The 15,021-nt window shown below is 41.8% G+C and carries 11 protein-coding genes and 1 CRISPR repeat array (1 of these 12 only partly in view); of the genes, 7 read left to right on the forward strand and 4 right to left on the reverse strand.

The window, feature by feature from the left end; all coding sequences use genetic code 11:
* Window positions 1–114 precede the first annotated feature (114 nt).
* The gene (nucS, locus tag PWP39_RS01990; protein WP_502941319.1) at window positions 115–873 is read left to right on the forward strand and encodes an endonuclease NucS; all 759 of its coding nucleotides are present in this window, start codon (window positions 115–117) and stop codon (window positions 871–873) included.
* Here the strand turns inward: nucS and PWP39_RS01995 are convergent.
* On the reverse strand, window positions 860–1,246 hold the full coding sequence (locus tag PWP39_RS01995) for a DUF473 domain-containing protein (RefSeq protein WP_011011126.1): 387 nt from the start codon (window positions 1,244–1,246) through the stop codon (window positions 860–862). The two genes, nucS and PWP39_RS01995, sit on opposite strands and share 14 nt — an antisense overlap.
* 14 nt (window positions 1,247–1,260) lie before the next feature.
* On the reverse strand, window positions 1,261–1,989 hold the full coding sequence (locus PWP39_RS02000) for a proteasome assembly chaperone family protein (protein WP_011011127.1): 729 nt from the start codon (window positions 1,987–1,989) through the stop codon (window positions 1,261–1,263).
* Between the two features lie 101 nt (window positions 1,990–2,090).
* On the opposite strand from PWP39_RS02000, the gene PWP39_RS02005 reads away from it, so the two are divergent.
* The 6 genes from PWP39_RS02005 to radB all read left to right on the forward strand — a co-directional run bounded on the left by PWP39_RS02005 (window position 2,091) and on the right by radB (window position 12,013).
* Window positions 2,091–2,864 carry an S-methyl-5'-thioadenosine phosphorylase gene (locus PWP39_RS02005; RefSeq protein ID WP_011011128.1) on the forward strand — a complete coding sequence of 258 codons (774 nt, stop codon included), beginning with the start codon at window positions 2,091–2,093 and terminating at the stop codon, window positions 2,862–2,864.
* A gap of 882 nt (window positions 2,865–3,746) precedes the next feature.
* The gene (locus tag PWP39_RS02010; protein ID WP_011011129.1) at window positions 3,747–5,009 is read left to right on the forward strand and encodes an ORC1-type DNA replication protein; all 1,263 of its coding nucleotides are present in this window, start codon (window positions 3,747–3,749) and stop codon (window positions 5,007–5,009) included.
* Window positions 5,009–6,850 carry a DNA-directed DNA polymerase II small subunit gene (locus PWP39_RS02015; RefSeq protein WP_011011130.1) on the forward strand — a complete coding sequence of 614 codons (1,842 nt, stop codon included), beginning with the start codon at window positions 5,009–5,011 and terminating at the stop codon, window positions 6,848–6,850. Before PWP39_RS02010 ends, PWP39_RS02015 begins: the two co-directional genes overlap by 1 nt.
* Complete coding sequence (locus PWP39_RS02020) at window positions 6,850–10,641, forward strand: DNA polymerase II large subunit (RefSeq protein WP_014835497.1); 3,792 nt, start codon at window positions 6,850–6,852, stop codon at window positions 10,639–10,641. Before PWP39_RS02015 ends, PWP39_RS02020 begins: the two co-directional genes overlap by 1 nt.
* A 51-nt stretch (window positions 10,642–10,692) precedes the next feature.
* Window positions 10,693–11,325 carry an MBL fold metallo-hydrolase gene (locus PWP39_RS02025; RefSeq protein ID WP_011011132.1) on the forward strand — a complete coding sequence of 211 codons (633 nt, stop codon included), beginning with the start codon at window positions 10,693–10,695 and terminating at the stop codon, window positions 11,323–11,325.
* A gap of 10 nt (window positions 11,326–11,335) precedes the next feature.
* Window positions 11,336–12,013: a DNA repair and recombination protein RadB gene (gene radB / locus PWP39_RS02030; RefSeq protein WP_014835496.1), complete on the forward strand. Its 678-nt coding sequence runs from the start codon at window positions 11,336–11,338 to the stop codon at window positions 12,011–12,013.
* Here the strand turns inward: radB and PWP39_RS02035 are convergent.
* Both PWP39_RS02035 and PWP39_RS02040 read right to left on the reverse strand, forming a co-directional pair.
* Window positions 12,010–13,419 carry a ribonuclease FAU-1 family protein gene (locus PWP39_RS02035; protein WP_011011134.1) on the reverse strand — a complete coding sequence of 470 codons (1,410 nt, stop codon included), beginning with the start codon at window positions 13,417–13,419 and terminating at the stop codon, window positions 12,010–12,012. The genes radB and PWP39_RS02035 overlap by 4 nt on opposite strands.
* Window positions 13,373–14,080 (reverse strand): hypothetical protein, encoded by a 708-nt coding sequence (locus tag PWP39_RS02040; protein ID WP_014835495.1) that lies wholly within the window; start codon window positions 14,078–14,080, stop codon window positions 13,373–13,375. Before PWP39_RS02040 ends, PWP39_RS02035 begins: the two co-directional genes overlap by 47 nt.
* Window positions 14,081–14,601: 521 nt before the next feature.
* A CRISPR array of direct repeats spans window positions 14,602–15,021; the repeat unit is 30 nt; unit sequence GTTCCAATAAGACTAAAATAGAATTGAAAG (it continues 1,315 nt past the right edge of the window).

The raw sequence follows: 15,021 nt of genomic DNA on the forward strand, positions 1-15,021 counted from the left end.
GTAAGTAAATAATGGTTTCAGTCCTCATTTCTCTCCCCTTTTCTGAAGAGGTATCAGAAACTTAAACCTAACGTCCCACTGCTTATCCTGACAGTGTCCGAGGATAACATGGAAATGACGAAAGCAATAGTAAAAGAAAATCCCAGGATTGAAGAGATAAAAGAGTTATTGGAAGTTGCAGAGAGTAGGGAAGGGTTACTTACAATTTTTGCTAGGTGTACCGTTTATTATGAGGGAAGGGCCAAGAGTGAGCTTGGAGAAGGAGACAGGATTATAATAATAAAGCCTGATGGAAGCTTCCTTATCCACCAGAAGAAGAAAAGGGAGCCTGTCAATTGGCAACCCCCTGGGAGTAAAGTAAAAATGGAAGGAAACTCCTTAATTAGCATTAGAAGGAACCCAAAAGAAACACTCAAAGTTGATATAATTGAAGCATATGCAGCAGTTCTTTTCATGGCAGAGGACTATGAGGAGCTAACCCTAACTGGAAGTGAAGCAGAGATGGCTGAGCTCATTTTCCAAAATCCCAATGTTATCGAGGAAGGATTTAAACCAATGTTTAGAGAGAAGCCAATAAAGCATGGAATAGTTGATGTACTTGGCGTGGACAGAGAGGGAAATATAGTAGTTCTAGAACTGAAAAGGAGGAGGGCCGATTTACACGCGGTTAGTCAGTTAAAGAGGTACGTAGATGCACTAAAAGAAGAACATGGAAATAAAGTAAGAGGAATATTGGTGGCACCTTCTCTAACGGAAGGAGCTAAAAAGCTTTTAGAGAAACTTGGGCTAGAGTTTAGAAAGTTAGAACCTCCTAAAAAAGGTAAAAAGAAAAGTTCAAAACAGAGGACTCTAGACTTCTTCAACCCATACTAATTTCATGATGCAGCATTTCTCTAACCTTAACAAAAACCACCCCATTCTTTTCCTGAACTTCCACAACTCTTCCCAAACCTACAAGCTTTAGCTGAACCCTACAAATACTTATCTCCCTTTCATCGCTCTCCTCCCAGGGGACTCTCTGGTGACTTTTTTCCATTCTTGTAACCATTGCAATTATTCCCTCAGTCCCTCTCATTACATCCTCCAACGATTCATAGGTTAGAAAAACTAAATCCCCTTCTTTGACTTTCTCAAGGGTCATGTAATTTCTAGCGTTTCTAATTTCCACTGTTCTAATTGGATTTCTCATTAGGGCATCAAGAGTTCTCCTCGCTATACCCGATAATAGGGGAATTTCAACCACCATATTTCCACCCCAGCCTAGAGGTACATGGTCTCATACTGTCTCTCCATCTTCCTTCTAGCTTCTTCCATCTGTTCGTGCATCCTTCTAAGCTGCTCCTCTATCATTTCGGCCTCTTTAAGTAAGGGCTCCACTGATACATTTAATCCAAGCATTTTATTCAAAACCTCCACAACATTTGCTGCCGCCCTGGGATCAGGCCTATCCCCAAAAGTCTCACCAAGTAGAACATAGCTTTTGAGTCCAGCTCTAGAGGCCTCCCACAGCAATTTTCCACTCATTCCAGTTATTGAACCATACTTGAGGATCTTCACTCCCAGGCTTTCCAATTCTTTGTTTTCTTCCTCACTTCCACCAATGCCCCACACTTCAAAAGTGTCCTTAAAGAATCCAATTCCCATCCCTGCTAAAGAGATTACTTTCTCTGCGTTAACCTTCTTGAGATAGTTGACGATCTCCTTTGCAATTTCGTTAACTAGTGTAGGTGGAAGAAATATGTCTGCAATTGCAATTATTATGTTATTCTTTCCGTAGAATCTAAGGGGAGGAGTTGGCCTACCCTCCAAGATGAGGCTCATGGGGGGGATAAAGAGGCTATCAACGTAACCAATGAGATCCATGTCGAGCTCCTTAGCTAAAAAATTAGCGGCAATATGCCCGACTAGTCCAACCCCTGGGTATCCCTCTATAAAAATCGCATTCTCGACCTCAGGGAGAACGAGATTAACTGGCTTTTTCTCTTCCATACCGCCCACCATTGTTAATTTAGTTCCAAAAGGTTATTAAAGTTTTTGACTTTAAAGTAACCCTTATATTCTCCTAAATACCAATTAAGACGGTGATAACTATGCCCAAGATAGGGATAATCGGTGGTTCTGGAGTTTATGGAATTTTTGAACCGAAGGAAACAGTTAAAGTACACACACCCTATGGAAGACCCTCAGCTCCAGTGGAAATAGGGGAAATAGAGGGAGTCGAAGTTGCATTTATACCCAGGCACGGAAAGTACCATGAGTTCCCACCCCATGAAGTCCCCTACAGGGCCAATATATGGGCTCTTCACGAGCTTGGAGTTGAGAGGGTCATAGCGGTAAACGCCGTGGGTTCTCTAAAGGAGGAATACAAACCTGGAGACATAGTTATAATCGACCAATTCATTGACTTCACAAAGAAGAGGGAATACACATTCTACAATGGACCAAGAGTTGCTCACATCAGTATGGCCGATCCATTCTGTCCAGAGCTAAGAAGAATTTTCATCGAGACTGCAAAGGAGCTCAACCTGCCCGTTCATGAAAAGGGAACGTACATCTGTATAGAAGGACCGAGGTTCTCAACTAGGGCCGAGTCAAGAATGTTCAGACAGTTTGCAGATGTTATAGGAATGACTCTAGTTCCAGAGGTCAACTTGGCTAGAGAGTTGGGAATGTGTTACGTAAACATTTCAACGGTAACTGACTACGATGTTTGGGCCGAAAAGCCAGTTGATGCTCAAGAAGTTCTTAGAGTCATGAAGGAGAACGAAGAGAAAGTCCAAAAGCTTTTAAAAAGAGCAATTCCAAAGATTCCAGAAGAGAGAAAATGTGGTTGTGCAGATGTTCTCAAGACGATGTTTGTGTGAACTTTTTTATCTCCTATTTACTTTGTAACTTTGTAGCTGCAAACCACCTGGGATGCTAAATTTTTCAGCAAAATATAGAAACGTTTCTATGTTGATCTTAAAAACCCCCCAGAGTTTCATTTCCACTGGAACCAGGTTTTGAAAGGTAAGCAATTTTCACGAGTATTACATAAGCCAACGCAAAACTTATAAAGAATTTTACATTTATCTAATGAACATTTATTCAGTAATTAGCCATAATAACTTGTAAAAAAAATGAAAAAACTTTCATTATTTTCTGCTTTCTGTTATAAATACGTTCAAAGAAAAATATTTAAATATGCAGTCTACTTAATATGGGAGAGTGTTTGTCACCAGAAAAAATTTATTTTTTCTGGTGTTTGCCGCCCGGCTCCAGTGGAAATGAAACTCTGGGGGACTTCACTTCTGTTTAATAATTGGAAAATGTTAAACAAATTAGATTAATCTAATGAACTAAAAGGTGCAATAATGAACAAATTTTAATGACCATAAATGTTCATTTTGTCTCCACAGGAAATCTGAAGTTCCTGTAGAAATATGTAAACATCAAATGTCCAAAGATGTTCATTCGCTTATCTCATTTCCTGTGGAAGTTTTGGGCTGGGTGTGGAACTTCCACTGGAAAATATTGACATGTTTTTGTCAAGCAAAGGATAAAAACTCAACAGTTAAAGGAATAGTTGCCTTTCCAATGTTTCCTCTATTTCCAATGGAGATACTATATATCTATGGCATTTATCATAACTAAATTATTACATTTAGTTATATGGATGGGGGAAAAATTAACAACATGTGTTATGTTTCCTCTGGAAAATTGATCTATAATAATCTAGGAGCACAATTTCCAATGGAGGGTCATCAATGAACGAAGGTGAACATCAAATAAAGCTTGACGAGCTATTCGAAAAGTTGCTCCGAGCTAGGAAGATATTCAAAAACAAAGATGTCCTTAGGCATAGCTATACTCCCAAGGATCTACCTCACAGACATGAGCAAATAGAAACTCTCGCCCAAATTTTAGTACCAGTTCTCAGAGGAGAAACTCCATCAAACATATTCGTTTATGGGAAGACTGGAACTGGAAAGACTGTAACTGTAAAATTTGTAACTGAAGAGCTGAAAAGAATATCTGAAAAATACAACATTCCAGTTGATGTGATCTACATTAATTGTGAGATTGTCGATACTCACTATAGAGTTCTTGCTAACATAGTTAACTACTTCAAAGATGAGACTGGGATTGAAGTTCCAATGGTAGGTTGGCCTACCGATGAAGTTTACGCAAAGCTTAAGCAGGTTATAGATATGAAGGAGAGGTTTGTGATAATTGTGTTGGATGAAATTGACAAGTTGGTAAAGAAGAGTGGTGATGAGGTTCTCTATTCATTAACAAGAATAAATACTGAACTTAAAAGGGCTAAAGTGAGTGTAATTGGTATATCAAACGACCTTAAATTTAAAGAGTATCTAGATCCAAGAGTTCTCTCAAGTTTGAGTGAGGAAGAGGTGGTATTCCCACCCTATGATGCAAATCAGCTTAGGGATATACTGACCCAAAGAGCTGAAGAGGCCTTTTATCCTGGGGTTTTAGACGAAGGTGTGATTCCCCTCTGTGCAGCATTAGCTGCTAGAGAGCATGGAGATGCAAGAAAGGCACTTGACCTTCTAAGAGTTGCAGGGGAAATAGCGGAAAGAGAAGGGGCAAGTAAAGTAACTGAAAAGCATGTTTGGAAAGCCCAGGAAAAGATTGAACAGGACATGATGGAGGAGGTAATAAAAACTCTACCCCTTCAGTCAAAAGTTCTCCTCTATGCCATAGTTCTTTTGGACGAAAACGGCGATTTACCAGCAAATACTGGGGATGTTTACGCTGTTTATAGGGAATTGTGCGAGTACATTGACTTGGAACCTCTCACCCAAAGAAGGATAAGTGATCTAATTAATGAGCTTGACATGCTTGGAATAATAAATGCAAAAGTTGTTAGTAAGGGGAGATATGGGAGGACAAAGGAAATAAGGCTTAACGTTACCTCATATAAGATAAGAAATGTGCTGAGATATGATTACTCTATTCAGCCCCTCCTCACAATTTCCCTTAAGAGTGAGCAGAGGAGGTTGATCTAATGGATGAATTTGTAAAATCACTTCTAAAAGCTAACTATCTAATAACTCCCTCTGCCTACTATCTCTTGAGAGAATACTATGAAAAAGGTGAATTCTCAATTGTGGAGCTGGTAAAATTTGCAAGATCAAGAGAGAGCTACATAATTACTGATGCTTTAGCAACAGAATTCCTTAAAGTTAAAGGCCTTGAACCAATTCTTCCAGTGGAAACAAAGGGGGGTTTTGTTTCCACTGGAGAGTCCCAAAAAGAGCAGTCTTATGAAGAGTCTTTTGGGACTAAAGAAGAAATTTCCCAGGAGATTAAAGAAGGAGAGAGTTTTATTTCCACTGGAAGTGAACCACTTGAAGAGGAGCTCAATAGCATTGGAATTGAGGAAATTGGGGCAAATGAAGAGTTAGTTTCTAATGGAAATGACAATGGTGGAGAGGCAATTGTCTTTGACAAATATGGCTATCCAATGGTATATGCTCCAGAAGAAATAGAGGTTGAGGAGAAGGAGTACTCGAAGTATGAAGATCTGACAATACCCATGAACCCCGACTTCAATTATGTGGAAATAAAGGAAGATTATGATGTTGTCTTCGATGTTAGGAATGTAAAGCTGAAGCCTCCTAAGGTAAAGAACGGTAATGGGAAGGAAGGTGAAATAATTGTTGAAGCTTATGCTTCTCTCTTCAGGAGTAGGTTGAAGAAGTTAAGGAAAATACTAAGGGAAAATCCTGAATTGGACAATGTTGTTGATATTGGGAAGCTGAAGTATGTGAAGGAAGATGAAACCGTGACAATAATAGGGCTTGTCAATTCCAAGAGGGAAGTGAATAAAGGATTGATATTTGAAATAGAAGATCTCACAGGAAAGGTTAAAGTTTTCTTGCCGAAAGATTCGGAAGATTATAGGGAGGCATTTAAGGTTCTTCCAGATGCCGTCGTCGCTTTTAAGGGGGTGTATTCAAAGAGGGGAATTTTGTACGCCAACAAGTTTTACCTTCCAGACGTTCCCCTCTATAGGAGACAAAAGCCTCCACTGGAAGAGAAAGTTTATGCTATTCTCATAAGTGATATACACGTCGGAAGTAAAGAGTTCTGCGAAAATGCCTTCATAAAGTTCTTAGAGTGGCTCAATGGAAACGTTGAAACTAAGGAAGAGGAAGAAATCGTGAGTAGGGTTAAGTATCTAATCATTGCAGGAGATGTTGTTGATGGTGTTGGCGTTTATCCGGGCCAGTATGCCGACTTGACGATTCCAGATATATTCGACCAGTATGAGGCCCTCGCAAACCTTCTCTCTCACGTTCCTAAGCACATAACAATGTTCATTGCCCCAGGAAACCACGATGCTGCTAGGCAAGCTATTCCCCAACCAGAATTCTACAAAGAGTATGCAAAACCTATATACAAGCTCAAGAACGCCGTGATAATAAGCAATCCTGCTGTAATAAGACTACATGGTAGGGACTTTCTGATAGCTCATGGTAGGGGGATAGAGGATGTCGTTGGAAGTGTTCCTGGGTTGACCCATCACAAGCCCGGCCTCCCAATGGTTGAACTATTGAAGATGAGGCATGTAGCTCCAATGTTTGGAGGAAAGGTTCCAATAGCTCCTGATCCAGAAGATTTGCTTGTTATAGAAGAAGTTCCTGATGTAGTTCACATGGGTCACGTTCACGTTTACGATGCGGTAGTTTATAGGGGAGTTCAGCTGGTTAACTCCGCCACCTGGCAGGCTCAGACCGAGTTCCAGAAGATGGTGAACATAGTTCCAACGCCTGCAAAGGTTCCCGTTGTTGATATTGATACTGCAAAAGTTGTCAAGGTTTTGGACTTTAGTGGGTGGTGCTGATGGAGCTTCCAAAGGAAATTGAGGAGTATTTTGAGATGCTTCAAAGGGAAATTGACAAAGCTTACGAGATTGCTAAGAAGGCTAGGAGTCAGGGTAAAGACCCCTCAACCGATGTTGAGATTCCCCAGGCTACAGACATGGCTGGAAGAGTTGAGAGCTTAGTTGGCCCTCCCGGAGTTGCTCAGAGAATTAGGGAGCTTTTAAAAGAGTATGATAAGGAAATTGTTGCTTTAAAGATAGTTGATGAGATAATTGAGGGCAAATTTGGTGATTTTGGAAGTAAAGAGAAGTACGCTGAACAGGCTGTAAGGACAGCCTTGGCAATATTAACTGAGGGTATTGTTTCTGCTCCACTTGAGGGTATAGCTGATGTTAAAATCAAGCGAAACACCTGGGCTGATAACTCTGAATACCTCGCCCTTTACTATGCTGGGCCAATTAGGAGTTCTGGTGGAACTGCTCAAGCTCTCAGTGTACTTGTTGGTGATTACGTTAGGCGAAAGCTTGGCCTTGATAGGTTTAAGCCAAGTGGGAAGCATATAGAGAGAATGGTTGAGGAAGTTGACCTCTATCATAGAGCTGTTTCAAGGCTTCAATATCATCCCTCACCTGATGAAGTGAGATTAGCAATGAGGAATATTCCCATAGAAATCACTGGTGAAGCCACTGACGATGTGGAGGTTTCCCATAGAGATGTAGAGGGAGTTGAGACAAATCAGCTGAGAGGAGGAGCGATCCTAGTTTTGGCGGAGGGTGTTCTCCAGAAGGCTAAAAAGCTCGTGAAATACATTGACAAGATGGGGATTGATGGATGGGAGTGGCTTAAAGAGTTTGTAGAGGCTAAAGAAAAAGGTGAAGAAATCGAAGAGAGTGAAAGTAAAGCCGAGGAGTCAAAAGTTGAAACAAGGGTGGAGGTAGAGAAGGGATTCTACTACAAGCTCTATGAGAAATTTAGGGCTGAGATTGCCCCAAGCGAAAAGTATGCAAAGGAAATAATTGGTGGGAGGCCGTTATTCGCTGGACCCTCGGAAAATGGGGGATTTAGGCTTAGATATGGTAGAAGTAGGGTGAGTGGATTTGCAACATGGAGCATAAATCCAGCAACAATGGTTTTGGTTGACGAGTTCTTGGCCATTGGAACTCAAATGAAAACCGAGAGGCCTGGGAAAGGTGCAGTAGTGACTCCAGCAACAACCGCTGAAGGGCCGATTGTTAAGCTAAAGGATGGGAGTGTTGTTAGGGTTGATGATTACAACTTGGCCCTCAAAATAAGGGATGAAGTCGAAGAGATACTTTATTTGGGAGATGCAATCATAGCCTTTGGAGACTTTGTGGAGAACAATCAAACTCTCCTTCCTGCAAACTATGTAGAGGAGTGGTGGATCCAAGAGTTCGTAAAGGCCGTTAATGAGGCATATGAAGTTGAGCTTAGACCCTTTGAGGAAAATCCCAGGGAGAGCGTTGAGGAAGCAGCAGAGTACCTTGAAGTTGACCCAGAATTCTTGGCTAAGATGCTTTACGATCCTCTAAGGGTTAAGCCTCCCGTGGAGCTAGCCATACACTTCTCGGAAATCCTGGAAATTCCTCTCCACCCATACTACACCCTTTATTGGAATACTGTAAATCCTAAAGATGTTGAAAGACTTTGGGGAGTATTAAAAGACAAGGCCACCATAGAATGGGGCACTTTCAGAGGTATAAAGTTTGCAAAGAAAATTGAAATTAGCCTGGACGACCTGGGAAGTCTTAAGAGAACCCTAGAGCTCCTGGGACTTCCTCATACGGTAAGAGAAGGGATTGTAGTGGTTGATTATCCGTGGAGTGCAGCTCTTCTCACTCCATTGGGCAATCTTGAATGGGAGTTTAAGGCCAAGCCCTTCTACACTGTAATAGACATCATTAACGAGAACAATCAGATAAAGCTCAGGGACAGGGGAATAAGCTGGATAGGGGCAAGAATGGGAAGGCCAGAGAAGGCAAAAGAAAGAAAAATGAAGCCACCTGTTCAAGTCCTCTTCCCAATTGGCTTGGCAGGGGGTTCTAGCAGAGATATAAAGAAGGCTGCTGAAGAGGGAAAAATAGCTGAAGTTGAGATTGCTTTCTTCAAGTGTCCGAAGTGTGGCCATGTAGGGCCTGAAACTCTCTGTCCCGAGTGTGGGATTAGGAAAGAGTTGATATGGACATGTCCCAAGTGTGGGGCTGAATACACCAATTCCCAGGCTGAGGGGTACTCGTATTCATGTCCAAAGTGCAATGTGAAGCTAAAGCCATTCACAAAGAGGAAGATAAAGCCCTCAGAGCTCTTAAACAGGGCCATGGAAAACGTGAAGGTTTATGGAGTTGACAAGCTTAAGGGCGTAATGGGAATGACTTCTGGCTGGAAGATTGCAGAGCCGCTGGAGAAAGGTCTTTTGAGAGCAAAAAATGAAGTTTACGTCTTTAAGGATGGAACCATAAGATTTGATGCCACAGATGCTCCAATAACTCACTTTAGGCCTAGGGAGATAGGAGTTTCAGTGGAAAAGCTGAGAGAGCTTGGCTACACCCATGACTTCGAAGGGAAACCTCTGGTGAGTGAAGACCAGATAGTTGAGCTTAAGCCCCAAGATGTAATCCTCTCAAAGGAGGCTGGCAAGTACCTCTTAAGAGTGGCCAGGTTTGTTGATGATCTTCTTGAGAAGTTCTACGGACTTCCCAGGTTCTACAACGCCGAAAAAATGGAGGATTTAATTGGTCACCTAGTGATAGGATTGGCCCCTCACACTTCAGCCGGAATCGTGGGGAGGATAATAGGCTTTGTAGATGCTCTGGTTGGCTACGCTCACCCCTACTTCCATGCGGCCAAGAGAAGGAACTGTGATGGAGATGAGGATAGTGTAATGCTACTCCTTGATGCCCTATTGAACTTCTCCAGATACTACCTCCCCGAAAAAAGAGGAGGAAAAATGGACGCTCCTCTTGTCATAACCACGAGGCTTGATCCAAGAGAGGTGGACAGTGAAGTGCACAACATGGATGTCGTTAGATACTATCCATTAGAGTTCTATGAAGCAACTTACGAGCTTAAATCACCAAAGGAACTTGTGGGAGTTATAGAGAGAGTTGAAGATAGATTAGGAAAGCCTGAAATGTATTACGGAATAAAGTTCACCCACGATACCGACGACATAGCTCTAGGACCAAAGATGAGCCTCTACAAGCAGTTGGGAGATATGGAGGAGAAAGTGAAGAGGCAATTGACATTGGCAGAGAGAATTAGAGCTGTGGATCAACACTATGTTGCTGAAACAATCCTCAACTCCCACTTAATTCCCGACTTGAGGGGTAACCTAAGGAGCTTTACTAGACAAGAATTTCGCTGTGTGAAGTGTAACACAAAGTACAGAAGGCCGCCCTTGGATGGAAAATGCCCAGTCTGTGGAGGAAAGATAGTGCTGACAGTTAGCAAAGGAGCCATTGAAAAGTACTTGGGGACTGCCAAGATGCTCGTAGCTAACTACAACGTAAAGCCATATACAAGGCAGAGAATATGCTTGACGGAGAAGGATATTGATTCACTCTTTGAGTACTTATTCCCAGAAGCCCAGTTAACGCTCATTGTAGATCCAAACGACATCTGTATGAAAATGATCAAGGAAAGAACGGGGGAAACAGTTCAAGGAGGCCTGCTTGAGAACTTTAATTCCTCTGGAAATAATGGGAAGAAAATAGAGAAGAAGGAGAAAAAGGCAAAGGAAAAGCCTAAAAAGAAGAAAGTTATAAGCTTGGACGACTTCTTCTCCAAACGCTGACCACAACTTTTAAGTTCTTTCTTGAGAATAAATTCCCAGGTGGCTTAGAGAATGAAGATTGTGTGGTGTGGTCATGCCTGCTTCTTGGTGGAGGATAGGGGGACTAAGATACTAATCGATCCATACCCAGACGTTGATGAAGACAGAATAGGCAAGGTCGATTACATTCTAGTTACCCACGAGCACATGGATCACTACGGTAAGACCCCACTAATAGCAAAGCTCAGTGATGCCGAGGTTATAGGGCCGAAAACAGTTTATCTCATGGCAATAAGTGATGGGCTAACAAAGGTCAGAGAGATAGAGGTGGGACAGGAAATCGAGCTGGGAGATATTAGGGTTAGGGCATTTTTCACAGAGCATCCAACAAGCCAGTATCCCCTGGGATATCTAATTGAAGGAAGCAAAAGAGTGGCTCACTTGGGAGATACATACTACAGTCCAGCTTTTACAGAGTTGAGGGGAAAGGTTGATGTTCTTTTGGTTCCAATAGGTGGGAAGTCCACCGCTAGTGTAAGGGAGGCTGCGGATATAGTGGAGATGATAAGGCCCAGGATAGCAGTTCCAATGCACTATGGAACGTACAGCGAGGCCGATCCTGAAGAGTTCAAGAAGGAGCTCCAAAAAAGGCGCATATGGGTTTTAGTAAAGGATCTTAAGCCCTATGAGGGTTTTGAAATCTGAAGGTGTTTCAATGCTAAATACTGAGCTCTTAACCACTGGAGTCAAGGGGTTAGATGAGCTTTTAGGTGGTGGAGTTGCTAAGGGAGTAATACTCCAAGTTTACGGGCCATTTGCCACCGGGAAGACAACTTTTGCAATGCAGGTTGGATTATTGAATGAGGGAAAAGTGGCTTATGTTGATACTGAGGGGGGATTCTCCCCCGAAAGGTTAGCTCAAATGGCAGAATCAAGGAACTTGGATGTGGAGAAAGCACTTGAAAAGTTCGTGATATTCGAACCTATGGATTTAAACGAGCAAAGACAGGTAATTGCGAGGTTGAAAAATATCGTGAATGAAAAGTTTTCTTTAGTTGTGGTCGACTCCTTTACGGCCCATTATAGAGCGGAGGGGAGTAGAGAGTATGGAGAACTTTCCAAGCAACTCCAAGTTCTTCAGTGGATTGCCAGAAGAAAAAACGTTGCCGTTATAGTTGTCAATCAAGTTTATTACGATTCAAACTCAGGAATTCTTAAACCAATAGCTGAGCACACCCTGGGGTACAAAACAAAGGACATCCTCCGCTTTGAAAGGCTTAGGGTTGGAGTGAGAATTGCAGTTCTGGAAAGGCATAGGTTTAGGCCAGAGGGTGGGATGGTATACTTCAAAATAACAGATAAAGGATTGGAGGATGTAAAAAACGAAGATTAGAGCCTGTCGTAGACCTCCTGGGCAATCCTCAGCGTTGCCTTATAGAGCTTCTCACTAATAATTCCCTCCTCGTAGTGTTCCTTTAGCTTCTCCTTATCTATGATCTCCTTCTTTCCGTCTGGCCACCTCACTATGTCGACCTCTAGATCCACATATCTTGCCTTATCTGGATAGATCTCCACAGGGGTGTTGATGTTGTAGAACTCTCCCTTAAGGTTGCCATCTTTATCATAGTATCTGTGAACAAACCACCACTTTCCAGCCTCTATTTCAGTTATTGCGTAATCTCCACTCTCTATTGGCACTTCCAGTCCATCATAGAACTTTCCTGGCCTTAGATATCTCTTTATTGTCACTTTTAAAGGATCCGTGGATACCTCTATTACTTCCCCTGGGCCAATCTTTATTATCTGCCCATCAGGTTTCACGTGGTTCAGCGTGAATATCCAACCAACCTTTGGTCCTTTACTGGTAATTATAGCTTCTAGAAATCCTTTACTTATCTTCTGCCTCTGGGACGGGAGTTTTGCCAGAATCCCCTCTGCGACATCTACAGCTAATGTAAACTCTGGGTCGTAGGACTTGAACTGGTGGTGCCCTTCAATTGTGGGAACAACTTCATTCCTAATCTCATCAAGCTTTTTCTTGACTCCACCACCGAATTCAATCTCGTAAATTTCCCTCCCCTCTATTATCTCTGCTGGAGCTGAGAACTTCTCTGCCTCCTTCAGCTTATCTGCAATTTTTGAAAGCCTCACTAGTTCATCCCTTAACGTGTTCCAATCCTTGTAAGCGGCAGCAGTTCTCCAGAGAACACCCCACTCTCCAAGATCAACACTTAGTCCCAGGATTCTCAACCTTTCCCTTTCCTCGGGATCCTTTATCTTTCTGGAAATCTTCACGTGTCTCTGAACTCCTATGGGCTTTGGAATCAGCACTGCATAGTCACCCGGGATTGTTATTAAGGTGCTTAGGTGTGGGAGGACGTTGTGCTTCTTCACTTGAACAACAACTTCATCCCCTTCGGCAGCATCTGGAAGCTCCTCTATGAGAACCGTTCCAATAACATTCCCAATATCTACATAAACAAACCTGTCATCTCTTTTCACCACAAGCCCCTTGTAAATTCCATGGAGCTTATAGGGGAGCTTTCTAAAAAAGACGTCAATAAACTCCTCCTCAAAGACCTTCTTCACCGCCTCCACTTTGGTTCCAACGATTGTCACACCGTGGTTTTTGTCGTAGATGTCGACGTCAAAGTCCTCATAGCTCTTCTCAATTCCAAACCTCTCAGCTATCACGTCGCTTGGCTGTACTATCTTGAAACCCCTGTCCATTAGGAGCTTTGTTAGGGCCGTGCTATATATTCCCCTTATCCTCACCGCTATTTCTGATTCTGTAGACACTTTCACCACCCCTATTCATCTTTTCCACGACTCCAATGAGCGTGAGTCCCTCTAGGATCTCTTCCAGTTCTTCTCTCTTGATACCAGTTTCTCTCTCCAAATGCCTTATTTCAACCCATCTAAGCCCAAGCTGATTAAGACTCCTTAAGGAGGTTTCCACCTTGAAAAGTGCCGATGGCTTATTGTAGAGTATGCTTAAGAATTTTACCAAAACTCCAATTTTTTCACTTACTTCCTCGGCTTTCATTATCCTGTTAAGAATCGGTTCTGGGATTCCCCCCTCTTTTTGGAGAAGATCTGAAAATTCTGCATAGAGAAGGAGAGAACTGAGATTTTCTGTTACGAGGTAGTCATAGTTTCTGTTGAAGTTTGCAAGAGTTTTGATGTAAACATCGGGATCTTCCATGTTCCTTATTATGTCTTCTATTATTCCCTTCATCCTGGATTCTAATCTAAGCATCTCCTTGACGAGATTTTCAAACTCTCTTCCGATTTTTGGGCTCTCACTCAAGAGGTCAAAAAGAATCCTAATTTTCTTGTTTTCAATTTCATAAGCTGATCTGCAGATGTCTTTTATGTCCTTTTCGAGAAGAAGTCGGGGGATTAAATCTTCAAAGTCCCTATGGAGACTTTGGAGTTCTTTGACCTTCTCAGATAGCATTTTATATCCCCATAATATATCTTCCAGGGAATATTTAAGGATAGTTATATTGAAGATTTTTCGGTACACGATGTTTGGGCTTATTTTTTGATTCTTGGTTTTCTTTGAGCTTTATTCTTGAAATAAAGGTTTTTAAGGGGTTAGGATTTAATTTAGTAACTTGAAGTTATTATTTGCAGCATGTTACAGTTTTGCTACTTATTTGTTACGAAAGTTTTTCGAAATTTTTTGAATAGCATGCTAAATATAGATTTTTGTAAGAAGTTTGAGAGATTCTGTTGGATTATTATAATTAGGTAGGAGTTTGCTTGGTTGAGTTAGTTAGGTATTCCTCTGGGATAGGGTGTGAAAAGGGTTGATTTTTCCCAGGGTTACCCTGGGAGTATTTTTGATTTAGGGTCTCAGGGGGCGTTGGTTTGTTTATAAATGGGGGGTTGCTGGGTAAGTTGGATGCCCCGTAAAGGTTATAAATTCGAGTGATATAGTTACTCCGTAGGAGTATTGGGGCGAAAAAGCCCCCTGTTCCAATAAGACTAAAATAGAATTGAAAGATCATTTCTCGCCCCCAAACTCCGCCCGAACTTATCGGTTCCAATAAGACTAAAATAGAATTGAAAGCTAACCAATACGTGACGTTATCGCCGACCGCTGTACCGTTCCAATAAGACTAAAATAGAATTGAAAGTTCGGATATATGGATGTTGGTGCTGATAATGAATTTCAGTTCCAATAAGACTAAAATAGAATTGAAAGCTTCAAAGGGCAATAAACCACTTAGAAGAAGCTAATGTTCCAATAAGACTAAAATAGAATTGAAAGAGTGACGTGAAGTCATTGTATAAGTATAAGGCAAGGTGTTCCAATAAGACTAAAATAGAATTGAAAGTGTCTTCTTCTCTTACAAAGTTTTCAATGAGTTCAAGTTCCAATAAGACTAAAAT

The organism is Pyrococcus sp., assembly GCF_030153625.1.
GTDB lineage: Archaea > Methanobacteriota_B > Thermococci > Thermococcales > Thermococcaceae > Pyrococcus > Pyrococcus furiosus.

Excerpts from the sequence above, each read along its gene's own strand:
- nucS (WP_502941319.1), top strand. The coding sequence starts at position 115 with ATGACGAAAGCAATAGTAAAAGAAAATCCCAGGATTGAAGAGATAAAA.
- PWP39_RS01995 (WP_011011126.1), bottom strand. The coding sequence starts at position 1,246 with ATGGTGGTTGAAATTCCCCTATTATCGGGTATAGCGAGGAGAACTCTT.
- PWP39_RS02000 (WP_011011127.1), bottom strand. The coding sequence starts at position 1,989 with ATGGAAGAGAAAAAGCCAGTTAATCTCGTTCTCCCTGAGGTCGAGAAT.
- PWP39_RS02005 (WP_011011128.1), top strand. The coding sequence starts at position 2,091 with ATGCCCAAGATAGGGATAATCGGTGGTTCTGGAGTTTATGGAATTTTT.
- PWP39_RS02010 (WP_011011129.1), top strand. The coding sequence starts at position 3,747 with ATGAACGAAGGTGAACATCAAATAAAGCTTGACGAGCTATTCGAAAAG.
- PWP39_RS02015 (WP_011011130.1), top strand. The coding sequence starts at position 5,009 with ATGGATGAATTTGTAAAATCACTTCTAAAAGCTAACTATCTAATAACT.
- PWP39_RS02020 (WP_014835497.1), top strand. The coding sequence starts at position 6,850 with ATGGAGCTTCCAAAGGAAATTGAGGAGTATTTTGAGATGCTTCAAAGG.
- PWP39_RS02025 (WP_011011132.1), top strand. The coding sequence starts at position 10,693 with ATGAAGATTGTGTGGTGTGGTCATGCCTGCTTCTTGGTGGAGGATAGG.
- radB (WP_014835496.1), top strand. The coding sequence starts at position 11,336 with ATGCTAAATACTGAGCTCTTAACCACTGGAGTCAAGGGGTTAGATGAG.
- PWP39_RS02040 (WP_014835495.1), bottom strand. The coding sequence starts at position 14,080 with ATGCTATCTGAGAAGGTCAAAGAACTCCAAAGTCTCCATAGGGACTTT.